The 23,143-nt window shown below is 71.6% G+C and carries 14 protein-coding genes; 11 read left to right on the top strand and 3 right to left on the bottom strand.

Annotated elements, in window-relative coordinates; translation table 11 throughout:
- The first annotated feature begins 1 nt into the window (after position 1).
- The 6 genes from JYK02_RS11705 (at position 2) to JYK02_RS11680 (ending at position 12,297) form a co-directional block, all read left to right on the top strand.
- Complete coding sequence (locus tag JYK02_RS11705) at positions 2-1,813, top strand: SpoIIE family protein phosphatase (protein ID WP_207051006.1); 1,812 nt, start codon at positions 2-4, stop codon at positions 1,811-1,813.
- An 8-nt stretch (positions 1,814-1,821) separates the two neighbouring features.
- Positions 1,822-4,335: a tetratricopeptide repeat protein gene (locus JYK02_RS11700; protein ID WP_207051005.1), complete on the top strand. Its 2,514-nt coding sequence runs from the start codon at positions 1,822-1,824 to the stop codon at positions 4,333-4,335.
- Positions 4,332-5,258: a PhnD/SsuA/transferrin family substrate-binding protein gene (locus tag JYK02_RS11695; RefSeq protein WP_431603477.1), complete on the top strand. Its 927-nt coding sequence runs from the start codon at positions 4,332-4,334 to the stop codon at positions 5,256-5,258. Before JYK02_RS11700 ends, JYK02_RS11695 begins: the two co-directional genes overlap by 4 nt.
- A gap of 235 nt (positions 5,259-5,493) precedes the next feature.
- Positions 5,494-8,097, top strand: a complete 2,604-nt coding sequence (locus JYK02_RS11690) for a TonB-dependent receptor plug domain-containing protein (protein ID WP_207051004.1) — start codon at positions 5,494-5,496, stop codon at positions 8,095-8,097.
- Positions 8,098-8,123: 26 nt separating this feature from the next.
- Positions 8,124-8,951: a hypothetical protein gene (locus JYK02_RS11685; RefSeq protein ID WP_347402469.1), complete on the top strand. Its 828-nt coding sequence runs from the start codon at positions 8,124-8,126 to the stop codon at positions 8,949-8,951.
- Between the two features lie 4 nt (positions 8,952-8,955).
- Positions 8,956-12,297: a protein kinase domain-containing protein gene (locus tag JYK02_RS11680; RefSeq protein WP_207051002.1), complete on the top strand. Its 3,342-nt coding sequence runs from the start codon at positions 8,956-8,958 to the stop codon at positions 12,295-12,297.
- 62 nt (positions 12,298-12,359) lie between these two features.
- On the opposite strand, the gene JYK02_RS11675 is transcribed toward JYK02_RS11680, so the two are convergent.
- On the bottom strand, positions 12,360-12,752 hold the full coding sequence (locus JYK02_RS11675; RefSeq protein ID WP_207051001.1) for a hypothetical protein: 393 nt from the start codon (positions 12,750-12,752) through the stop codon (positions 12,360-12,362).
- A 109-nt stretch (positions 12,753-12,861) separates the two neighbouring features.
- Positions 12,862-13,167: a hypothetical protein gene (locus JYK02_RS11670; RefSeq protein ID WP_207051000.1), complete on the bottom strand. Its 306-nt coding sequence runs from the start codon at positions 13,165-13,167 to the stop codon at positions 12,862-12,864.
- Positions 13,168-13,410: 243 nt separating this feature from the next.
- On the opposite strand from JYK02_RS11670, the gene JYK02_RS11665 reads away from it, so the two are divergent.
- From JYK02_RS11665 to JYK02_RS11650, 4 genes are all read left to right on the top strand, one after another.
- Complete coding sequence (locus JYK02_RS11665) at positions 13,411-13,941, top strand: molybdenum cofactor carrier protein (protein ID WP_207050999.1); 531 nt, start codon at positions 13,411-13,413, stop codon at positions 13,939-13,941.
- Positions 13,942-14,075: 134 nt separating this feature from the next.
- The gene (locus JYK02_RS11660) at positions 14,076-14,477 is read left to right on the top strand and encodes a hypothetical protein (RefSeq protein WP_207050998.1); all 402 of its coding nucleotides are present in this window, start codon (positions 14,076-14,078) and stop codon (positions 14,475-14,477) included.
- A 17-nt stretch (positions 14,478-14,494) separates the two neighbouring features.
- The gene (locus tag JYK02_RS11655; protein ID WP_207050997.1) at positions 14,495-18,796 is read left to right on the top strand and encodes an AAA family ATPase; all 4,302 of its coding nucleotides are present in this window, start codon (positions 14,495-14,497) and stop codon (positions 18,794-18,796) included.
- Positions 18,797-18,874: 78 nt separating this feature from the next.
- Positions 18,875-19,705, top strand: a complete 831-nt coding sequence (locus JYK02_RS11650; RefSeq protein ID WP_207050996.1) for an acyl-CoA desaturase — start codon at positions 18,875-18,877, stop codon at positions 19,703-19,705.
- On the opposite strand, the gene JYK02_RS11645 is transcribed toward JYK02_RS11650, so the two are convergent.
- Positions 19,626-21,098: a B12-binding domain-containing radical SAM protein gene (locus tag JYK02_RS11645; protein WP_207050995.1), complete on the bottom strand. Its 1,473-nt coding sequence runs from the start codon at positions 21,096-21,098 to the stop codon at positions 19,626-19,628. The two genes, JYK02_RS11650 and JYK02_RS11645, sit on opposite strands and share 80 nt — an antisense overlap.
- A 286-nt stretch (positions 21,099-21,384) precedes the next feature.
- Between JYK02_RS11645 and JYK02_RS11640 the strand changes: the two genes are divergently transcribed.
- Positions 21,385-23,097: a hypothetical protein gene (locus JYK02_RS11640; RefSeq protein WP_207050994.1), complete on the top strand. Its 1,713-nt coding sequence runs from the start codon at positions 21,385-21,387 to the stop codon at positions 23,095-23,097.
- Positions 23,098-23,143 lie beyond the last annotated feature (46 nt).

The raw sequence follows: 23,143 nt of genomic DNA, 5'->3' as shown, positions 1-23,143 counted from the left end.
TTTGTCCCGTACGAACACGCGCCTCGACCCCGTGCCTGACTCCCCTGACGCGTCCGGAGATTCCCACGACGCAGGGCCCGGCACCCCGCCCCCTCCTCCGGAGTACACGGGCACCCACTCCCGGGACCTCACCGCCCTGCGAGGGGAGAACACGGCCACCCGCCTGACGGGAGCGCTGGGGCTGCCGGCCGCGGAGCCCACGAGCACGGTCATCGCGCCCATGGAGGCGGGAGAGCTGCCCAACGTGGCCGCCATCCGCGGGCTGCGGTTGGATCAGCTGCTGCTGCTCACCACGGGCGCGCTGGTCATCATCATCGTGGGCCTCTTGGCCGCGCTGTCGGCGAAGACGACGGAGGCGCAGCTCACCGCGACGTCGGATCGCTTCACGCAGCGGCTCCAGTCCCAGGCTCGCGAGCTGGGCCAGACGGTGAGCCACACGCTGGCGCTCACTTCGGCCACCAGCCTGCGCGACAACAACTACGCGTTCCTCACGGAGGTCGCGCGCTCCATCATCGCGGACAACCGCAACATCCTGCGCGTGCAGATGTTCGACGCGGACGGGCAGCTCGTCGCGGACAGCGACCCGGCCGCGAAGCTGGGCGAGTCCTCCGGAGGCCGCACCGCGGAGCGCCGCTGGGCCAGCGCCTTCTTCCAGGGCCAGCCCGTCTTCGAGTTCCAGGAGCCGCTCGACTACGGCTCGCAGGGCGGCAAGGGCGTGGTCGTCATCAGCTACTCGCTGGAGGACCTGCAGAAGCAGCTCCACGAGCTGGAGGAGACCAACCGCGCCGCGGTGCGCGCGAACACGCTGCGCATCGTGGGACTGGGCGTGGGCTTCGTGGTGCTGGCCGGCGTGCTGGCCGCCTTCCAGAGCCGACGCATCACCAAGCCGCTGGGTGTCCTCACCCACCGCGTGATGCAGCTGGCCGCCGGTGACCTGGGCGCTCGCGCGGGCACGGCGCCGGGCGCGGGCCGCGAGGTGACGACGCTGGGCGTGGTGTTCAACCACATGGCGGAGCGCATCAAGGTCCTCTTGGAGGACGTGCGCGCCAAGGCGCAGCTGGAGCGCGAGGTGTCGCTCGCGCGCACGGTGCAGGAGACGCTGCTCCCGGGCCGCGAGGCCGTGACGGTGGGGCCGCTGCGGCTGGCCGGGTTGGTGGTGCCCGCGGACGCGTGCGGCGGCGACTGGTGGTTCCGCGCCGCGCTGGACGACCGGCGCGTCGTCATCGGCATTGGAGACGTGACGGGCCACGGCCTGTCCACGTCGCTGGTCGCCACCAGCGCCACCAGCGGCTTCGCCTCCGCGATGACGCTGCGCGAGCCGTCGCAGGTGCACGCGCAGATGCTCATCACCGCGCTCAACGTGACGCTGGCCAACGTGGGCCGTGGCGAGCACCAGATGTCCAGCGCGCTCGCGGTCATCGACGTGTACAGCGGCAGCATCGACTACGCGGCGGGCGCCCACCCGGCGGCGGCCATCTACAACCGGAACACGCGGCAGATGGCGTCGCTGCCGGCGCGCGGACCGCTCCTGGGCGCGAACGTCGCGTCGCAGTTCACGTCGCGCCAGGCGCAGCTGAGCCCTGGCGACATCATCGTCTGGTACACGGACGGCCTGACGGAGGCGCGCGACGGAGCCAACCGGCTCTACGGCACGCAGCGCCTGGCCGCCGCGCTCCAGGCCCACGCGCACCTCCCCGCCGACGCCCTTCGTGACGCGCTCCTCGCGGACGTGCGCGCGTACAGCGCCGGTCAGCCCCAGCGCGACGACATCACCGTCATCGTCGCCGAATTCAGCCCCGCCCCCTCGCCGTGACGAACCGCATGCGCCCATTCATCCGTTCCCCGCGCCGCGTCTCCACCGCGCTCGCCCTGCTGGCCACCCTGGCCGGCCCTCCGGCCGCGCTCGCCCAGTTCCGCCCGCCGCCCGCCACCGAGGCGCAGCGCATGACGGTGCAGGGCGAACAGGCCCTCGTGTCCGCCAACGCCGCCCTCTCCAAGGGCGACAAGAAGGAGGCGGAGGAGAAGTTCAAGAAGGCGCTCCAGCTCTTCGAGCAGTCGCTCGCGCAGGAGCCGCAGTCCGTGTACGCCGCCGCGGGACTGGGCAGCGCCGCCAACGCGCTCCAGGACTTCCAGCGCACGGTGGCCCGCCTCCAGCCGGTGTTCGCGCAGAACCCGCAGGAGCTGTCGCTCGCGTACCCGCTGGGCACGGCGTACTTCAAGCTGCGCCGCTTCCCGGAGGCCGTACCGGTGCTGGAGCAGGTGGCCGCCGCGGATCAGCCGGACCACCTCATCGTCCACTACTACCTGGCCAGCTACTACCTGTACGTCCAGGACGGGAACCGGGCCGTGACGCGGCTGCAGCGCTACCTGGCGCTGCGCCCGGAGAAGCTCGCGGGCAACGACTTCCAGATCCACGAACTGCTGGGCAAGGCGCACCTCATCCGCCGCGACGCTGGCGCCGCGCGCGCCTCGTTCGAGAAGGCGCAGGCCGGCCGGGCCGAGTCCGCGACCGCGCAGATTGGCCTCGCCGCCGTGCTGGAGCTGGAGGGCCGCGTGCCGGAGGCCCGCGCGCTCCTGGAGCGGCTGGTGACGAAGTACCCGCAGGTGGCCGAGCCGAAGGAGCGTCTCGCGCGCCAGTACCTCGCCGCGGGCGACGTGCCGCGCGCGGACCTCCAGGCCACCGCCCTCATGAAGCTGGGCTCGACGCCCGCCGCGCACCTGTTGCTGGGTGACGTGCGGCTCGCGCAGAAGCAGCCCGCGCAGGCGGAGGCCGAGTTCCGCAAGGTGCTGGAGCTGCAGCCGGGCCTGCTCCTGGGGCAGATCGCCGTGGGCAAGGCGCTCCAGGCGCAGGCTCGCCACGAGGAGGCCATCCAGTTCCTCGAGTCCGCGGTGAAGACGGGCGGCGGCAGCCTGGAGCTGTGGGCGACGCTGGGCTCCGTCAACCGCCGCGCCGGCCGCTACCAGCGCGCGGTGGAGGTGCACCGGCGCGTGGTGGAGATGGCTCCGCGCCAGGCGCTGGGCCACATGCTGCTGGGCGCGGATCACTTCGCCACCGGCCAGTGGGACCAGGCCATCGAGGACTACGGCAACGCGCTCCAGGTCGAGCCCGGCCACCCCGGCGCGAAGCAGTGGCTGGCCCGGGCGCTGGCGCACCGCGCACGTGACCGCGCCGGCACGCAGCGCCTGGACGACGCCGCGCGCGACCTGCGCCGCGCGTACGACCTGGACCGCTCCGTGCCCATGGCCCGCCGCCTGGGCGCGGCGCTCCTGGACAGCCACCAGTACGCGGAGGCCCGCAAGGTGATGGAGGGCGCAGTGACGCTGCCGGGCGCGACCTGGCGTGAGCACCTGCTGCTGGGCTACTCGCGGCTGGGCAGTGGCGATGCGCAAGGAGCGCTCGCCGCCTTCACCCAGTCCGGTGAGGCCACGCAGGAGCCGGATCAGCGCGCGGAGGCGTCCGCGGGCGCCGCGCTCGCGGAGGTGGAGCTGGGCCAGGTGGACGCCGCCGTGCAGCGGCTGACGGACGCGGGCCCCTCCAAGACGGCCTCGAAGGTGGCGGAGGCGAACCTGCCCCGCGTGCTGGTGCGCCGCGCCCTGGCGAAGCTGGAGGCCGGAGACGCGGCCGCGGCGAACCGGGACCTGGACGCGGTGGACCGCCTGGGCACCGGCAAGCGCGCGGACCTGGCGAAGCTGGCCACCTTCGCCCGGGCGCTCACGCGCGCGGAAGAGGGGCGGTTCGCGGAGGCCACCGCCGGCATCAAGCGCTCGCTCACCCCGGCGCCGGAGTGGGCGTGGCCCAACACGCGCACGCTCGCGGATGCCTGGGTGCTCTACCGCCAGGGCAAGGTCGCGCCCGCGCGCAAGCTGCTCGCCACCGCGCAGAAGAAGCCCATGCCCGGACAGCCGAAGTGGATGGGCCACCTCACCGGCGCGCTGCTGCGCCGCGAGGCCGCGCTCGCGTACGCCTCCGGCAACATGAAGGCGTCGGAGAAGGCGCTGAAGGCCGCGCTCGCCGCGACGCCCGACGACGTGCTGGTGCAGCACAACCTGGCGTGCGTGGACTGGCGCCAGGGCGACGCGGCCTCCGCGCTCGCGACGTGGAAGCGCCTGGAGACCGCCGTGCCTGTCGCCTCGCTCAACCTGGGCATCGACGCGCAGGAGCGCCGGCATGAACCCGCCGAGGCCGTGGAGGCCTGGCGCCGCTACCTGGTCTCCGGCGCGGGCCCCCGCGCCGCCCAGGTGCGTGAATGGAAGGACCGCCTGCAGGGCCTCTATGGACTGGGTGACGCGCAGGGCGCCACGCCGGCCACCGGGGTCGCGGAGGAGACGCCGTGAAGACGCCATCCCTTGTCGCGCGGGGGAGCCTCCTGCTCGCCGCCGTGCTGTTCGCCGTCGCCGTTGCCCGTCCCGCGTCCGCCGCGCCGAAGAAGGCGACGCTGGGCGTGTTCCTCGCCACCACGCTGTCGGACGGCCAGGAGCGCTTCCAGTACGCGGAGGCCCTGGCCCAGAAGCTGGAGGCCAGCCTGGGCCGCCCCGTGGGCGCCAAGAGCTTCGGCCGCTACGAGGACTTCTCCAAGGCGGTGGGGGAGGGGCAGATCGACTTCGCCGTGGTGGACGGCTGGGCCGCGGTGCAACTGGGCGCCAAGGCGCAAGCCGTCGCGTACGCGCCGCGCTCCGGTGAGACGCAGCAGCGCTGGGCCATCATCTCCACCCAGAAGGGCACCGTGAAGGACCTCGCCGGCAAGCGCATGGCGCTGGTGAAGGGCGCGGGCCCCGCGGATCCGAAGTTCGTCTCCCACGTCGTGCTGGGCGGCGACCTGGATGCCCAGAAGCACTTCAAGCTGGTGCCGGTGCCCAACGTGGAGTCGGCGGTGAAGATGCTGGAGGCCAAGGGCGCGGAGGCCGCGCTCGTGCCGGTGACGCACGTGCCCAGGGACGTGCGCGTGCTCTTCAAGAGCGCCCGGGTGCCGGGCGCCGTGCTGGTGGACCTGAAGGGCGGGGCGGACGCGTTGTCCCAGGCCCTGTCCTCCGTGGGTGTGGTCGCCCCGTTCGACGCCTTCGCCCGCATCCAGGGCCGCGAGTTCGAGGACTTCCGCAAGCTCGTCACCCAGGGCCCCCCGCGCCGCCAGCCCGTCCTCGCGGACGCACCCGACCTGCGGGTGGAGTCGTCCGTGCTCGTGCAGGCGGAGTCGCTGGGTCCCGCGCTGCCCCCGTTCGCGGACGACCTGGCCGTGTCCGCGGAACAGCCGGATGACTGATTGCGCCGTGGCTGATCCGCGGACGGTGCCCCCGTCTCCGTCCGCTGGATTTGCCCGGATCGACAGCCACGACTTGGCCTTAGGTGAGTTATTGCGGTAGTTTGAGAAGTCGAGCGGAACGCCACCGTTCAGGGGTGGATGGTCGCCCCTGAAGGCGATTGCCAGTCGCACCGGCTCTGGATCCTGGCGCAAGAACCGCGGACGTCCCTGCTTCCCCCTCGTGGAATTGAGAACGATGGACTCGACTGAGTACGGTGGGCCGCGCACCAACGCGGTGAAGGGGTTTGCCGGTCGGCTGAGCGCGCGCGCATGCCTTACGCTGGTGGTCTGCGCGCTGTCGCTGTTCGCGGTGGAGACGGCCCGGGCCCAGGAGGCCCAGGAGCCTGCTTCCAAGACGCGCACGAAGACGGCCCGCAAGCGCGCGGCCGCCACGCCCGGCACCAAGGCCGCCACCCCGGGCACGAAGCCTCCGCGCACGGCGAAGACGCGCCGGGGCGCGAAGACGCCGCCTCCGCCGGTGGAGCCGGAGCCCATTCGCGGGGAGGAGCCCGCAGCGCAGGACCCAGTGCTCGCCACCGAGCCGCCGCCCGCGCAGCCCGCGCCCATGGCCGGCCCCGGCGCCGGTCCGTCCGTCGCGGATCCGATGCCCGTGGCCTCGCCCGGCACGCCCGCCTCGACGTCGCCCTATGACGGGCCGCTGACGTCCGACATCCCGTCCAACCCGCAGCCCGCCCCGGCGCTGGGCGCTGGCGCGATGCTGCCGGCGTCGCAGCCCCGGCCGGCCGACAACGTCCCGGACCGCGCGCCCTTCACGGAGCCCACCACGGACCGCGCGCTGCCTCCGCCCTCCAGCCTCTCCGGCCTGGACGGCCCGGACCTGGGCGGCGGCGACGACCTGGAGAAGAACATCAACCTGGCGCTGAGCGAGGCCGTCGTCACCACGGCGTCCAAGCGCAGCCAGCGCATCTCCGACGTGCCCCTCACGGTGTCGTGGATTCCCGCGGAGGAGCTGGAGGGCACCGGCCAGTTCTCGCTCTGCGAGGCCATCCAGTACTTCCCCGGCATGGAGTGCCGCCGGGGCTCCATGCGCAAGGCGGCGGTGAGCGCGCGCGGCCTGGGCTCCAACTACCTGTCCAACCGCCTGCTGCTCCTCAAGGACGGCCGTCCGCTGACGGACCCCTGGACGGGCCAGTTCTACGCGGATGAGACGACGCCGATGACCAACCTCAAGCAGGTGGAGGTCATCCGCGGCCCGGGTTCGTCGCTGTACGGCTCCAACGCCTTCAGCGGCGTCATCAACATCATTGAACGCCAGCCCGCGGACCTCATCGCCAAGGGCCAGAACGTGGGCGCGGACGCGCGCATCCTCGCGGGCCAGGACAAGACGTGGCGCCTGCAGACCAACGTCGCCGGCCGCGGCGGTCCGGTGGAGGCGCTGCTCGGCTACTACGGCTTCGGCTCGGACGGCCCGCAGCTCTTCAACAACCAGCAACTGGGCCAGACGGACACCAACGAGGACTCGCTGGTGCACCAGGTGAACGGCAAGGTCCGCGTGGGGCCCCTCGCGCTGGACGCCGACTTCACCGACGGCAACATCGGCCGGCCCGGTGGCCAGAACATCTCCACCGTGGGCAACTGCGGCCGCTGCCACTACACCGCGCAGGACAACGAGCACGTCCAGAACCTCAACGCCGCCCTGCAGCTGGATCAGCAGGTGACGGACAACGTGCGCGTGTTCGCCCAGGCCTACACGTTCTTCAAGCGCCGCAACGTGACGCTGGAGAATGAAGTCACCGGCGCGCTGGAGGACACGCTGGGCAAGCGCAGCCGCCTGGGCGGTGAGGCGCGCGCGCTGTTCTCCCTGGACAAGCTGTCCGTCACCGTGGGCGGCGACGTGAAGGCCGACCAGGTGAACAACCAGAACGTGCTGCCCGGCCTGACCCTGGACGACACGAAGCAGACCATCCTGGGCGGCTTCGTGGACGCCGAGTACCGCATCACGGAGCGGCTGGTGGTGGGCGCGGGCGCCCGCTACGACAACTACCAGATCCCCTCCAAGGTCTGGGAGGCGAAGACGGACCAGGTGTCCCCGCGCGCCAGCGTCGTGTTCCACGCCATCCCGGAGCTGCTCACGCTGCGCACCAACTACGGCCGCGCCTTCCGCGCGCCCACGCTGGCGGAGTTGGCCATCAACCAGCAGATGTACGCCGCGACGCTCTTGGGCAACCCGTCCCTGCGCGCGGAGACGCTGGACACGGTGGAGGCGGCGGTGGACTTCTGGCCGCTCGACCGCCGGGTGCGCCTGACGGGCACGGGCTTCTACAACCGCGCTCGCAACTTCATCAACCAGGAGCTCCTCTTCGGCTCCACGTCCCAGTTCAAGAACCTGGGCGACGCGCGCGTGGCGGGCTTCGAGGCGGAGGCCGCGGCGCAGGTGCCGTCCATCAACTCGTCCTTCGACGTGGCCTACCAGTTCCTGGACGCCCAGGCGCTGCCGGTGGGAGGCGGGGCCGGCTACCCGCTGGACTACGCGCCCACCCACCGCGTCTACCTGCGCGGCCGCACCAACATCGGCAAGTTCGCCTTCGTGGAGCTCTACGGCCTGTTCGTGGGCGCCCGGTATGATCCGGGCTTCGTGGTGGACGAGAACGCCGGCACCACCACCCGCGTGAAGCTGCCCAGCTACATCACCGCGACCGCGCGCGTGGGCTTCAACGTCCACGAGCGCGTGGCGGTGTCCCTGCTGGGCACGAACCTGTTCAACGCGAAGTACGAGGAGTCCCACGGCTTCCCCGCTCCGCCGCTGGGCGTCTTCACAGAAGTTCGACTCCATTATTAGGTCGCTGTTTGGATACCGTCGCCGCCGTGAAGGATGCTCCCCTGAAGTTGACGCCGGACACGACGCTCACGCCGGAGGCGCTGGAGAAGGCCTCCGGGGTGCTGGCAAGGGACGGCGTCCTGTTGGGGCGCGGTGACGACGCGGCGCCGCACCTGGTGCTGTTCGACGGGCGGTTCACCCCCGCCCACGCGGCGCTGCTGGAGCGGCGTCCCCCGGCGCTGCTCATGGCCACGCGCGGTGAGGGCGGCCAGCCGTCCGCCTGGGAGGCGCGGCTGCTCGGCGCGCTGCTTCGCGGCGAGCCCATGATTCCCCGGGAGGCCGCCACGTCCGTGGCGTGGCTGGGCAGTGTCTCGGAGGTGACGGCGGCGGGGGAGCGCGCGGCGGAGGCCGTCCTCCAGGCTGGCGCCTCCAGATCCGCGGCCAGCCGGGTGGCGGATGTCGTCCATGAGATTGGAGTGAACGCACTGCTCGACGCGCCGGTGGACGCGGGCGGCGAGCCGAAGTACGCCCATCGGCGCGGGCAGGTGCAGTCGGTGGCGGAGGAGGATCGCTGCCTGCTGTCCTGGGCGGTGGCGGACGGCCGGGCCTGGCTGGAGGCGACGGATCGCTTCGGCCGCCTGTCGGTGTCACCGCTGGTGCGGGTGGTGAAGGCGTGGGGTGAGAAGGCGCAGGTGGATGCTTCGGGCGGTGGCGCGGGCCTGGGCCTGCGGCGCATCCTGGAGCACAGCGACGCGGTCGCGGTGCGGGTGACTCCGGGGAAGCGGACCCAGTTCGCCTGCGCGGTGGACCTGGGGGACGCGCGCCGCCGGGCCGCGCAGCCCAAGTCGCTGCTGTTCTGTCTGGAACGAGGGTAGGCGGGTGGAGAGCCAAACTTCCAATGCCAGCATCACCTCCCTGCGCGTGGGCAGTCTGACCCACGTGCGCGTGGCCGGGGTGATCGACGAAACCTTCCCCCTCTCGCCAGCGTCCAAGGGCCTCCAGGGCCTGGTGGTGGTGGACCTGGGTCTGGTGGAGCGCATCAGCTCCTTCGGGGTCCGCCGGTGGATTGAGTTCGCCGGCCACCCGCCGCAGGGCGTCTCGGGGCTGTACGTCGTCAACGCACCGCCGGTGGTGGTGGATCAGCTCAACATGGTGGAGGGCTTCGCGGGCGTCGCGCGCGTGCTCTCGCTGCTGGCGCCGTACTCGTGCCGCTTCTGCAAGGAGGACCGGCTGCGGCTGGTCCGCCTGGTGGAGGAGAGCAAGGTCGTGGAGGCGGGCGGTGCGCCGCCGCACCACTGCCCCGTGTGCGCCCAGCCGCTGGAGTTCGCGGACGAGCCCACGGAGTTCTTCGACTTCGCGCGCCGCCAGCAGTTCTCCGCCGTGGACCCCGCCGTGCTGCGCTACCTGCGCGCGGGCCTCCCGAACGAGCCGTCCGAGCTGTCCTCGCACCTGAAGATCGTCCAGGACGACATCACCTTCATCACCCTGGCCAGCACGCTCAAGGGCGACCTCAACGTGCGCCGGCTGGCGTCCGGCCTGGAGGGGCGCGTCGCGTTCGACTGCTGCCACGTGAGCACGGTGGAGCCGGAGGCGCTGCCGCGGATTGAACAGGTGCTGGAGGTGGCGTCGCAGGGCGCCCAGGTGGTGCTCTGCCGCGTGCCGCCGCCGCTGCTCAGCGTGCTGGCGAAGTCCACCAAGCCGCTGCCGGCGAAGCTGGCCACGCTGTGGCTGCCGTGCGACTGCCGCAACTGCGGCCAGGTCACCCACCATCGCATCCAGACCTCCGAATACCTGGAGGTCCTGCGCGCCAAGGGCACCATGGACCGCGTGTGCCCCGTCTGCGGCGGCAACGCCCGGGCTCCGGCGCTCGCGCAGTTCCAGGGGCTGCTCGCGCGCACGCCGCTCACCGACAAGCCGCTGGAGGACATCGAGGCGCTGGAGCAGCGCGCGCTCAGCCAGTACCTCTTCGGCTCCACCAACCAGGACCCCGGCGCCAAGGGCACGTCCGCCACGGACACGCACAACAGCGGCGCGCGGCTGCAGATCATCCGCCGGCTGGGGCAGGGCGGCATGGCGGAGGTGTTCCTCGCCAAGCAGCAGGGCGTGAAGGGCTTCGAGAAGTTCGTCGTGATGAAGAAGATTCTCGCGCAGTTCGCTGAGAATCCTGAGTTCGTCGACATGCTCTTCGCGGAGGCCCGCGCCAACGCGCGCCTCACGCACCCCAACATCGTCCAGACCTTCGACGTGGGCGTGACGGACGGCGTGGCGTACATCCTGATGGAGTACGTGCGCGGCCCGGACCTCAAGCGCCTGCTCACGGAGCTGCGCCGCAAGGGCATGGCGCTGCCGCTGGAGCACGCGCTGCGCATCGTGGCGGAGGTGGCCGCGGGCCTGCACTACGCGCACAGCTACGTGGACCCGTCCGGCACGGCGCACCCGGTGGTGCACCGCGACGTCAGCCCCCACAACGTGCTGGTGTCGCTGGACGGCGCCATCAAGCTGTCGGACTTCGGCATCGCCAAGGTGCAGGGCGAGGAGCAGACGCAGGCGGGCGTCATCAAGGGGAAGATTTCGTACCTCTCCCCGGAGGCCGCCAGCGGACGACCGCTGGATTGGCGCAACGACGTGTTCGCGCTGGGCGTGGTGCTCTTCGAGCTGCTCACCGGCCAGCTGCCGTTCCGCCGGGACCACGACGCGGCCACGCTCGCGGCCATCGTGCGCGAGCCCGCGCCGGTGCCCTCGCAGCTGCGGCCCCACATCCCGCAGGACGTGTCGGACCTCATCCTGCGCGCGCTGGTGAAGGACCCCGCGCGCCGCACGCCCTCCGCGGCGGCGATGCGCGAGGAGATTGAAGCCGTCATCGCGCACCATCGGCTGTCCTCGTCGCCCGCGTCGGTAGCGCAGTTCTTCAAGGAGGCGCTGGGCGACCGGCTCTCCGAGTACGCGCCGTCGTCCATCGCCGGCTCGGGGACGGGCTCCAACCCCCGGGCGCTGATGCCGGGCACGGGCTCGCACTCGCGCGTCCCGGGCACGGGCTCCGGCAGCGACATGCGGGCCCCGTCCGACCTGTCCCGTCCGCCCGTGCGCGGCGGTTCCGGCAGCATGCCCCGCATGGAGCCGCCTCCGGTGGCCTCGCCGCCGGAGGCCGCCGAGCGCGGCACCGAGGTCGTCTCCGTGACCTCGGATCCGACGCGTCCTCCCGTGCCGCCCCCGGTGGCCACTCCGGGAGCGGTGCATCCGCCAGCCCCGCCCGTGGCCGCCGCGCCCGCGCCCCGTCCTTCGCGCCCGGCCGCCGCTCCGCCCGCGTCGCCGCTGCCGCCGCCCACCGCGGTGCGCCCGGCGGCCTCCGCCAACGTGCCCACCCGCGTGGGGCCTCCGCCGCAGGCCCCCGCGCGTCCGTCGGTGTCGGTGCCCTCCGTGGCGCCGCTGACCTCGGTCCCGCCGCCGCCCGCCGTGCCGCCCGCCCCTCCGCAGCACGGGGGCACCCACGCGCAATACGCGCCGCCGCAGCAGCCGGTCACCCATTCGTCGCCGCAGACGGGCACGCACGCGGCCTACGGGGGGAACCATCCCGCGCCTCCGCCGCCCGTCGCCGCTCCGCCGCCTCCGCAGGTGGCCCCGCCCGCGCGTCCTCCGGCGGCTCCCGTGGCCGCGCCGCCAGCGCCCGTCCACGCCGTGGCCTCCGCGGCTCCGGTGCCCGCGGCCGACACGTCGGGGAAGGGGCTGACGTCCGGGCAGCGCAAGGGGCTCGTCGTGGGCGGCGTGGGCCTGGTACTCGCGGGGCTCGCGCTGGTGTTCCTGCTGCCCAAGGGCGGCGTGGAGGTGCGCAACGCCCAGGAGGGCGAGCGCGTCTACGTGTCCGGCGTGCTGCTGGAAGGCAGCAACGCCCTGCCGGAGGACCCCTCCGGCTGGCTCGTCTCCACGGCCGTGGAGGGCAAGCTGCACCGCTTCGGCAAGGTGCCGAAGTCGGAGCACATCGACCTGCGCACGCTCGCGGACGCCGCGCCCCAGGCGGATGCCCGGGGCACGCTCAGCGTCACCGGTGCCCAGGGCTGCCGCGTGGCGCTGGGCTCGCAGGTGCTCCAGGGCCAGACGCCGCTCGCCAGCCCCATGCCCGCGGGACGCGAGTTCGAGGTGCGCGTCACCTGCGGCGGCAAGCCCGACGTGGTCCGCTGGGTGATGGCCGTGCCGGGACAGGGCGTCGCGCTCGACGTGCCCTGAGCCGGACGTGATGACACGGGCCGGGGAACACCTCCCCCGGTCCGGCGTCCAGGCCGTGCGCCCTACAGCTTCTTCAGCAGGAAGCTCCGGTAGGCGCCGTAGCCGGGCAGGTCCTCGCCGATGGAGCCGTCCATCTTCGCCTGGATGACGAACGTGCCGTCCTTCAGGTCCAGCGTGTAGCCGGGCGCGTCCTTGTGCACGATGTGCACCGTCTGGATGCCCTCCCGGACGGCCTGCCGCCCGATGTCGTCGCGGCAGACGGACTTCATGTCGTCGATGAGCCGGTCGAAGATGCCATTGGAGAGCATCTGGATGGCGCCCCCGGTGGTGAAGCTCGCCTCGTCCAGCGTCACGCGGAGGTCCGCGCCCGCGGCGGCCTGCTTCAGCTCCTCCACCTTCGACGCGAAGGACTCCTGCTTGAACGTGGCCATCTCCGTCCGCTCCGCGAGGCCCATGGTGCCGTGCTCCGTGCTGTGTCCGGGCCCGAGTGCCCGCCAGGGTGGGTACCGTCGTGGACGCGCCGCCCGTGTGTCAACGCCCGCACGGGGGTGAGGCTTCACGTCCTCAGTCGTGCGTGCCGACGTGCAGGTCGCCGTGGCGCACACAGACCCAGTGGAAGGCACACGAGCACGCCACCGCGCGGGCGTGCGTGCAGCAGCGGCCGCCGAAGTGCTCCGGCAGCAGCTCGCGCTCGGGCGGGGGCGGCTCGGGCAGCTCCTTCGGGGCCCCCCGCCCGGAGTCCGCCGGCACGCTGCCGCAGCAGCCGCGCTGGAGGCAGCCGGGGCACAGGGACAATTCGCAGTGCGCGCACCAGTCGAACACCTCTCCGGCGGTGCCACGGCGCTCACAACCTCCACAGGCGTCGAACATGGGCGGCCTCCTCGCTCACTCGCGAACGAAGGTAGAGCAGGGGTCCGACATCACGGGTCGTGCGGGAAGGCCTCGCGCTCCGGGAGGAGGGAAGCGATGGCCAGGCGACGCTCGCGGTGCGCACCTTCCACGGGTGGACGGGACGAACGCCGCACGCCGGTCCGTGAGCCCTTGCGGCGTTGGCCGGGGATTCGCATGGAACAGGGGCTCACGTAGTTCCGGTCTTTCGGGGAGGACGCAGTCATGCGCAGACACCGCCGCATCATCGGAGTCTTCGGCTCCGGCACGGAGACCCACGAGGAGTGGGTCGTCCCCCTGGCGCGGTGGATCGCCGAGGCGGGCTTCGACCTGCTGACCGGGGCGGGCGGCGGCGTCATGAGCGTGGCCACGGCGGCCTTCGTCCAGGTGGAGGGGCGGCGGGGAGCGGCCATCGGCATCATCCCCGGCACCGTCGGGGAGGATGGCCGCTACCAGCCCCGGCCCGGCTACCCGAACACGGACATCGAAATCCCCATCTACACCCACCTGCCGCTCAGCGGGGAGCAGGGCACGGACCCCATGAGCCGCAACCACATCAACGTGCTGACGCCGCACGCCCTGGTCGCGCTGCCCGGAGGGGCGGGGACCGCGGCGGAGGCCGTCCTGGCGCTGCGCTATGGCAAGCCGCTCATCCTGCACGGGCCACCGGAGGCCTTCCGGCGCTTCCCGGCGGAGGCCGAGCGCACCACCTCCCTGGAGCGGGTGGCGGAGTTCCTCCTGGCGGCCACCCGCTAGGCGGCAGCCGGGCTGACGGGGGCAGGGTGGGGGGGAAGGCACCCCACGGGGAGGGAAAAGATTCTAGGATGGACGGCGTGGGGCAGGGTGCGCCCGGCAGGTGGACGCCCGGGGCCCTTGCTGCGTCCGCCATCATGATCAACCCCGACTATCCGCTGGCCAGCTGGTTCCTCGCGGTCTCCACCTCGACCTTCGCGATCTTCTACGCGCTGCCGCTGCTCTTCGTGCCGCTGCGCTGGGCGCGGTGGTTCGGCTGGGAGCTGCCCGCGGGCAACAATGATTTGACGGTCTACTTCGCGCGCTGCCTGGGCGGCCTGGCGCTGTCCGTCATCATCGCGGTGGTGCAGTTCATCCCGGACCCCAAGAGCCACCTGGTCATCTTCGAGCTCATCGGCCTCATTGGCGGCATCATGACGGCGGTGCACATCTGGGGCGCGGTGATGAAGCAGCAGCCCTGGACGGAGACGGCGGAGATTCCCCTCTACGGCGCCGTGTGCCTGGGCGCCCTCTACCTGCGCTACGCCACGCTGTCCTGAGCGGAAAGCCCCCGGGGATGCCCTCCACGCAGCCCATTGACCCCGTCGTCGCGACGCTGGCGCCCTACATGCCGGCGGCCATCCTCGCGCGGCTCGGGAGCCAGGACGCGGACGCGCTACCCCTGTCGGAAGGGGTGCGGGGCGCCATCCTGCTGCTGGACATCGCGGGCTTCACGCCCATCGTGGTGGGGCTGAGCGGCGCGGGCCCGCGCGGCATCGACGCGCTCCAGCGCCTGCTGACGAACTACTACACGGAGATGATCGACGTGGTCCGCGACCACGGCGGGGACATCTACCAGTTCGCCGGCGACTCCATCCTCGCGTGCTTCGAGGCCGCGCCCGGCGAGGCGGACGGCGACGTCGTGCAGCGCGCGGCGGTGTGCGCGCTGGGCGTGCAGCGCAGGCTCGCGCGCTTCGCCCGGCTGGAGCTGCTGGGCCAGCGCTTCGGCGTGTCGTCGCGCATCGGCATCGGCTTCGGGGAGGCGACCCGCATCGTGATGGGCGCCACCGGCCTGTGGATGCACCCGGCGCTCGTGGGCGAGCCCTTGGCGCAGGCGGTGGGCGCGGAGAAGCAGGCCACGGTGTCGGAGGTCGTCCTGAGCCCCCGCGCCTGGGCGGCGCTGCCGGAGGCCGTGCGCCGGGGCGAGCCGCGCGAAGGGGGCAACCACCGGCTGGCGCTCGACGCTCCGGTGGAGGCCGAGAAGCGCCCGCTGCCCGCGCCCACGGGAGGCGCGGAGCTGGTGGGCCGGTGCGCGCTGCTCCTGCACCCGGTGCTCTTCACGAAGATCACCACCGCGCACCAGGAGTTCGCGGGCGACTTCCGCGACGTCACCTGCTTCTTCGTGCGCTTCACCCACGCGTCGGCGGGCACGGATCCGGACACCTTCACCCGCGACCTCAACGCCTACTACGAGTTCGTCCAGCGCGAGAGCGCCCACCACGGTGGCGTGCTGCTGATGACGGACTTCACGGACAAGGGCAACGTGCTCTACGTCCTGTTCGGCGCGCCCACCGCCCAGCAGAACAAGGAGGTGCTGGCGTGCCGGCTGGCCTGCAAGCTGCTCAAGGCGCGGGAGCAGTTCCCGTTCCTGGACGAGCTGCAGATCGGCATCGCCACCGGCCACGCCTACTGCGGCGACATGGGCTCGCCCACGCGCAAGGGCTACTCGGCGCTGGGCGAGGTCGTGAACATGGCCGCGCGCCTGATGACGCACGGCGGACGCCAGGGCGGCGTGCACCTGTGCGCCAACACCCAGACGCGCTCGCGGCAGGGCGGCTTCGCCACCGAGTTCGTCGAGGACGCGAAGCTCAAGGGCGTCTCGCGCTCCGTGCCGGTGTACCGGCTGCTGGGGGAGACGCGCCGCGGCCTCTTCATCAAGGGCCGGGGCGACATCATCGGCCGCAGCCGCGAGCTCAACGTGCTGCACGAGTCGCTCACCGCCTCGTTCGCAGGCCAGGGCCGCGTGTGCGTGGTGTCCGGCGAGGCGGGCATCGGCAAGTCGCGGCTGGGCGCGCGCGTGCTGGAGGACGCGGAGGAGGGCGGCGCGCGGGCGCTGTACGGCGTCTGCTATTCCTACGAGGCCTTCACCCCCTTCTTCCCCTGGAAGGAGGTGCTGCTCCAGGCGTTCGGTCTGCACGACTCGGACGACACGGAGACGCAGTTGACGCGCCTGCGCCAGGGGCTGGAGGGCCTGGAGGACGTGGGGCCGGAGTGGATCCCCGTGATGGCGGGCATCCTCGGCATGTCGCTGGAGGAGACGTCCGCCACGTCGGGGATGGACGCACGGCGCAAGCAGCAGAAGGTGTTCCAGATCGTCTTCCAGCTCGTGGAGAGCCTGAGCCGCTCGCAGCCGCTGCTGCTCTTCTTCGAGGACCTGCACTGGGCGGACTACATCTCGCTGGATCTGCTCCAGTACCTCGCGGTGCGCGTGGGCTCGCACCGCATCATGGTGCTGGCGACGATGCGCCCGGGAGATCAGCTCAGGGGCCTGCGCGAGCTGCCCGAGTTCCACCCCGTGGACCTGGTGAGCCTGGACGACGAGGACACGCGGGCGCTGCTGCGCGTGCACCTGCGCCTGTCGCCGCCGGACGTCGCGCTGGAGGACCGGCTGCTCGCGAAGGTGCAGGGCAACCCGTTCTTCATCGAGTCCATCGTGGAGGGCCTGGCGGAGCAGGGCTACCTGGGCCTGGCGGAGCCCGGCTCCACGCGGATGGAGCTCAAGCGAGGCCTGCAGGACCTGCTGCTGCCGGACTCCATCCAGGACGTGGTGCTGTCGCGCATCGACCTGCTCAGTGAGACGGAGAAGCTGGTGGTGAAGGTGGCGTCCGTCATCGGGCGCATCTTCACGCTGGACGCGGTGGCGGCGCTGGTGCCCACGCTGGGCACGCAGCGGCTGCGCGAGGCCATGGACACGCTCCAGCGCCTGGGCCTCATCCTCCTGGAGCAGGAGGAGCCGTACACCTGCCTCTTCAAGCACATCGTCATCCGGGACGTGGCCTACAACACGCTCCTGGTGTCGGCGCGCGAGGACCTGCACCGCCGGCTCGCGCGCTACCTGGAGGTCCGCGCGAACGACAACCTCGCGGCCTCCGCGGGTCTGCTCGCGTTCCACTTCCTCGCGGGCAACGTGGAGGACAAGGGCCTGGAGTACACGCTGATGGCGGCCCGCAGCGCGCGGGCGCAGTACGCGAACGACGACGCGCTCTACCACTACAACCGCGGCGTGGAGCTGCTGGGCACCGTCGCCCCCGTGGACAAGGAGGCGATGCTCGTCAAGATGCGCCGGGTGATGCAGGAGCTGGCGGAGACGCTGCTCCAGGCGGGCCACTACGCCAACGCCATCCTGATGTTCGAGCAGTGCCTGGTGGACGAGGAGGACCCCCAACGCCAGGCGGAGCTGCACCTGGGCCTGGGCCGCGCGCACCAGGAGAAGGGCGAGTCCGCGCTCGCCACGCAGCACCTGGAGAAGTCCCTGGTGCTCCGGGGCCGCAGCCTGCCGGGGAGCCTGGCCGCGCTGGGCCTGCGCACGCTGGCGAACCTGCTGCTGCGGGGGCTGGCGTCGCTCCTGCCGTTCGTCCTGCGGCCGCTGCCGGCCTCCCGGCTGACCAACTACCTCCAGCAGCTGTCCACGCTCAACTCGCTCATCCGCATCTACTACTTCGCGGACATCATGAAGCTCACGTGGGCGACGCTGGTGTCCACGAACATGGCGGAGCGCTCGCGCAGCGACTACGCCCGGAGCCTGGCGCGCGGCTACTACGGCACGCTCCTGTTCGGCGCGGGCCTGCTCAAGCGCGCGCGCTACCACTGCGAGAAGGCGCTGGAGTACGCGCGACTCTCCAAGGACCCGGTGGCGGAGGGGCTCGCGCTCAGCCGCCTGGGCATCCAGGCCTTCTTCGCCAACGAGCTGCAGCGGGCCTCCGAGTTCCAGGAGGAGGCCGTCTCCACGCTGCGCCAGGTGGGCGAGCGCTGGGAGCGCCAGACGTCCCTGATGATGCAGGCGACGGGCGAGTTCCTCCACTCGCGCTTCCGCAAGGCGGAGTCGCTCTACGAGCAGATGAAGACCATTGGCGTGGAGCTCAACGCGCTGATGCATCAGGGCTGGGCGCACTCGTGGGCGCCCATGTGCCGCTACCTCCTGGGCGAGGGCGACGTGGGCGAGCTGTGCGCGGAGCTGGAGCAGGGCCTGCGCATCAGCGAGGAGGTGGCGGACCTGGCCAACCAGTGCGCCAGCCTCAACCACCTGGCCAACGTCACCGTGCGCGAGCACCAGGTGGAGGAGGCCGCGCTCGTCGCGGTGCGCTGCTTCAAGAGCATCTGGAGCTACCACGTGCTCGTGCCCTTCCTCCAGGTGGGGCTGGTGGACGCGGCGGAGGCCGCCCTCTTCGCGCTGGAGGAGGGCGCCACGGTGGTACCGCGCAAGGAGCTGCTCAAGGTCGTGCGGCTGTCCTGCATCAAGGCGCGCGTCATCGCCGGGCTCTACCCGTACCTGAAGGGCCCGGCGCTGCGCGTGACGGCGCGCTCGCTGGCCCTGCGCAAGGGCCCGAAGGCCGCGGAGCCGGTGTTCCTGGAGGCCATCGCCGTCCTGGAGAAGAGCCCCAACCGCTGGGAGACGGGCGTGGCCTACTTCGACGCGGCGGTGGCGCTGCCGCACCGGCGCGAGGCCTTCCTCGCCCGCGCGCGCGAGCTCTTCACCCAGGTGGAGGCCCGCGCGGAGCTGCGCCGCGTGGACCGCTTCCAGGCCGCGACGCAGCTTCCGCCCGCGGAGGCGCTGCCGCTGCCCCAGGCCCCCGGCGCCCGTGACGTCCGCGTGATGTGACGCGCGGAAAGCGCATTCCTTGTCCCGTCAGGCGGGGCTCCTAGACTGCGTGCTTCTTCCTCGCATCCGCACCGGGCCATGACCACCGCACCGCTCCGCTTCCAGCTCAGTCCCGTCATCGTCGGCTACATGCTCGTGGTGCACGCGCTGGCCGCGCTGGCGTTCTTCCTGCCCTGGCCGCCGTACGCGCTGCCGGTGGCGCTGGCCGTGTACGTGTCCATTGGCCTGGGCACGACGGTGGGGCTGCACCGCCTGCTCTGCCACCGCGCGTTCGCGTGTCCCCGCTGGGTGGAGTACGCGCTGGTGACGGTGGCCATGCTGACGGCGCAGGGCAGTCCGCTCCTGTGGGCCGCGAACCACCGGCTGCACCACGCGAAGGCGGACGCGGAAGGGGACGTGCACTCGCCGGTGCGCGGCTTCTGGTACGCGCACATGGGGTGGATCCTCAACGAGGCCTCCACGGAAGAGGACGGCTGGCGCACCTGGTGCCGCGACATGGCGGACGACCGCTACTACCACTGGCTCCTGCGCTACCGCATCGCGCCGCAGGTGCTGGCGGTGCTGTTCGTGGGGCTCACGTTCGGCTGGCGCACGGTGCCCGCGTACTTCTTCCTGCCGGTGGTGTGCTGGATGCAGAGCACCTACGCGGTGAACTCCGTGTGCCACGCGGCGTTCGGCCACCGCGTCCACGACACGCGCGACCAGAGCCGCAACGTGTGGTGGGTGGCCGTGCTGGCGCTGGGCGAGGGCTGGCACAACAACCACCACGCCTTCCCCGCGTCCGCGCGGCACGGCTGGGTGTGGTGGCAGTGGGACCCGGGCTGGCTCTTCATCCGTGCGCTGCGAGGCCTGGGGCTGGCGTGGGACGTGCGCCTGCCGTCCCGGGTCCAGTCAAGACCTGCGGCGTGAGGCCCAGCCGGGCCATCTGCTCCGCGTCCCAGGCTTCAATCGCATCCAGGCCCGCGATGTAGCGGCGCGCCGGGTTCTTCACCGGGTTGCGGATGCTGACGATTTCCGGGCCGGAGAAGAGGATGGTCTGCTTGTAGCGGGGCAGGTCGCTCATCATCAGCTTGGACGCGTAGTGCCGCGCGACGTTGGGCAGGCTCCCCAGCGTGTGGCACAGCCGCTGGAAGTGCTCCACCACCTCCGACGCGTGCATCTGCTTGGGCCGGTGGCACAGCGTGTAGCCGTCGTAGTCGCGGCTGGTGGTGCCGGGCAGCAGCCGGTCCTCCGCTTGAAGCTCACGGAAGAAGGGCGTCTCCGGGTACGGGCACACGATGCCCAGGAACGTGACGGAGAAGTACTTCAGGTCCGCCAGGTACTCCGGCAGCCGGTGCAGGTACTCGTTGGTGTCCCCGTCCGAGCCGACGATGAGCCCGAAGGACAACAGGATGCCGGCGGAGAAGACGCGACGGATGACGGCATCCACCTCCGACAGCTTGTTCTGGCCCTTGTTCATCGCCTTGATCGAGTCCGGGTTGAGCGACTCCAGGCCGGTGTAGACGTAGCGGCAGCCCGCCTTCGCCATCAGCTTCACCAGCGACTCGTCCTTGAGCACGTTGAAGGTGAGGGCGCAGCCCCAGGTCTTCTTCAGCGGGATGAGCGCCTCACACAGCGCGCGCAGGTACTTGGGCGAGCCGCCCAGGTTGTTGTCGAGGAAGACGAACGCGTCCCCCATCAGCCCCAGGAAGTTCGGGTTCCAGCGCATGCGCGTCTGGATTTCGTCGATGACCTCCGGGACGGGCCGGAAGCGGTAGCGCTCGTGGCCGGTGAGCACGCAGAAGTTGCAGGTGAAGGGGCAGCCGCGCGACGCCTCGATGCCCGGCAGCCGCACCTTGTTGTGCGTGAAGTCGATGAGCTCGTAGCGGTACGGCCGGATGGCGGCGGCGCCGTGGGACGGCAGGCTGTAGCGCGGCTTCAATTCGCCCTTCTCGAAGTCCGCGATGAGCGCGGGCACGTTGGACTCCGGCTCCGCGGTGATGACCGCGTCGAAGTACTTCGCCGCGTCGTCGGGGAAGTGGCTCGCGTGCCGGCCGCCCGCCACCGTCGTCATGCCTCGCTGGCGGAAGAGGGTGGAGAGGACCTTCGTGTGCTCGTAGTACGAGTGCAGGTACGAGAAGAAGACCAGGTCCCAGTGCCGATCCAACGGGAGGTCCGCCTCCTTCTCGTTGAAGATCTCCACCTCGGCGTGCTCCGGGCACAGGCCCGCGATGAGCTCCGGCACCGAGGACTGCATGATGGAGGGTTCCTTGATCCGCAGCCGGGTCGGATGGGTGTACGTGGCGATGATGGCGATGCGCATGCGTGCGAGCCCGGCGGCGGCGCGGATGGAAACGGTCCGCGCCCGTGCGTGGTTGCACCTGCCAGACTGCGTCCCCCTTCGTCCGCCGAGGATCACCCGGAGTCCGGGCAGTGGCAAAGGATCTCCGTCGCACGCGCCACACCGCGCGTGTTTCCGGTGTCAGCGGACGACCCAGGAGGACCTATCTCGTGTGGGGGCCGTGCTGATAGATCTTTGAAACATGGATACTTCTCCCCCGCCAGCCGCCCCGGGTTGGCCGTTTAAACGATACTTCTGGATTTCCACCGTGTTGGCGCTGGTGCTGGGCCTGCTGGCGCTGCGCGCGGGCTTCATGCCGGATGACTACATCTGGCTGGGTGTCTGGGACCACGTGCCGCCGCCCGCGCCGCTGGGCAACACGCCCCTGGACGTGTACCGCACGGCCACCGGCATCCCGGAGCACACGCTGCGGCTGGCGGAGGTGGGCGTCTTCCCGTGGTGGGTGGAGCCCTCGGTGCGCGTCTCGTTCTTCCGGCCCCTGGGCAGCCTGCTCTACGGACTGGATCACCTGCTCTACAACCGCGCCGCCACGGGCTACCTGATCCACTCGGTGCTCTGGTACGTGGGCCTGGTGGTGCTGGCGGGCGTGCTGCTCAAGCGCGTGCTGCCCACGGCCCTGGCGGGCGTGTCCATGTTCCTCTTCGCCATCTGGGGCTCGCACTCGGCGGTGCTGGGCTGGTTGTCGTACCGCAGCGTGGTGATGTCGCTGCTCTTCGGCATCCTCGGCCTCTACTTCCACGTGAAGTGGCGCGAGGAGAAGCGCACGAACTTCCTGGTGGGCGCGCTGGTGTCCTTCGCGCTGGCGCTGCTGTGCGGCGAGACCATGGTCATCCTCAGCCCGTACGTGCTGGCCTACGAGGCCTTCTCCGGACCGGGGCAGGCGAAGGACAAGCTCAAGGGGCTCATCCCGTTCGCCGTGCTGATGGCCTGCTACTTCGTGGCGTACCGCGCGATGGGCTACGGCGCGGGCGCGTCCGACATGTACCTGGACGCCGTGGGCACGCCGGTGGACTGGTTCAAGGCCATGCTCACCCGCGTCCCGGCCGCCATCGCGGGCCTGACGCTGAACGCGCCCCCGGACTTCATCTTCGACCAGTCCCTGGTGCCCCTGTTCGGCATCCTCGGCGCCGTGGGCCTCGCGCTGTTCGCGCTGCTCGTGTGGGGCGTGTGGCCCCAGTTGGCGGCCGCGGAGCGGCGCACGGTGGGCTGGATGCTGACGGGCGCGTTCGTGTCCACGTGGCTGTCCAACTCCGCGTTCGCCGGCTCGCGCACGCTCATCGTGCCCAGCCTGGGCATGGCCGTGGGCATGGCCGTGGTGCTGCGCCAGGCGTGGCGGGGCCGCGCGCGCACGCTCCGCGCGGGCGCGGTGCTGGCCGGCGCCGCGGTGATGGCCCTGCTGCACGTGGTGGCCGCGCCCTACATCTGGTGGCAGACCATGGAGGCCTACTCGCAGACGGACGCCCTCATGGCGCGCGTGCAGGCCCGCTACGAGGAGGCCTTTGACGAGTCGAAGCTGCCCGAGCAGCGGGTGGTGGTGGTCAACGCCCCCAACGGCATCATCGGCATCTACGGCTCCGTGCGCTGGTGGTCCACGGGCATGCCGCTGCCGAAGGCCTGGTGGGTGCTGTCCTATTCGCTCAACGAGCAGAAGGTGACGCGCACCGGGCCCAACTCCCTGGAGCTGTCACTGCCCAAGGGCGGCCACTTCCTGGACTCCATCGAGGAGCGCATCCACCGCGCCGCGCGCCACCCGGTGACCCTGGGGCAGGAGTTCGACATGAAGGGCATGAAGGTGCGGATTGAGGAGATGGACGGGAACTTCCCCACGCGCATCTCCTACACCTTCGACGTGCCGCTGGAGGACCCGTCGCTGAAGCTGGTCCAGTGGCAGAACAAGAAGGTGATTCCCTTCGTTCCGCCGTCCGTGGGCGGGCCGGCGGCGGCGCTCAACGTCCGGTAGGGAAGGGCGGTAGGACCGTGGCGCGGGGGCCTTCCCCCCGCGCCCG

The organism is Corallococcus macrosporus, from assembly GCF_017302985.1.
Lineage (GTDB): Bacteria > Myxococcota > Myxococcia > Myxococcales > Myxococcaceae > Corallococcus > Corallococcus macrosporus_A.
This window is presented reverse-complemented; position numbering and strand designations above follow the sequence as displayed.

Bases quoted from the DNA above. Each gene is read 5' to 3' on its own strand.
- JYK02_RS11650 (WP_207050996.1), top strand. From the start codon at position 18,875: ATGACCACCGCACCGCTCCGCTTCCAGCTCAGTCCCGTCATCGTCGGC.
- JYK02_RS11675 (WP_207051001.1), bottom strand. From the start codon at position 12,752: ATGGGCCTCGCGGAGCGGACGGAGATGGCCACGTTCAAGCAGGAGTCC.
- JYK02_RS11700 (WP_207051005.1), top strand. From the start codon at position 1,822: ATGCGCCCATTCATCCGTTCCCCGCGCCGCGTCTCCACCGCGCTCGCC.
- JYK02_RS11670 (WP_207051000.1), bottom strand. From the start codon at position 13,167: ATGTTCGACGCCTGTGGAGGTTGTGAGCGCCGTGGCACCGCCGGAGAG.
- JYK02_RS11655 (WP_207050997.1), top strand. From the start codon at position 14,495: ATGCCCTCCACGCAGCCCATTGACCCCGTCGTCGCGACGCTGGCGCCC.
- JYK02_RS11660 (WP_207050998.1), top strand. From the start codon at position 14,076: ATGATCAACCCCGACTATCCGCTGGCCAGCTGGTTCCTCGCGGTCTCC.
- JYK02_RS11690 (WP_207051004.1), top strand. From the start codon at position 5,494: ATGGACTCGACTGAGTACGGTGGGCCGCGCACCAACGCGGTGAAGGGG.
- JYK02_RS11645 (WP_207050995.1), bottom strand. From the start codon at position 21,098: ATGCGCATCGCCATCATCGCCACGTACACCCATCCGACCCGGCTGCGG.
- JYK02_RS11665 (WP_207050999.1), top strand. From the start codon at position 13,411: ATGCGCAGACACCGCCGCATCATCGGAGTCTTCGGCTCCGGCACGGAG.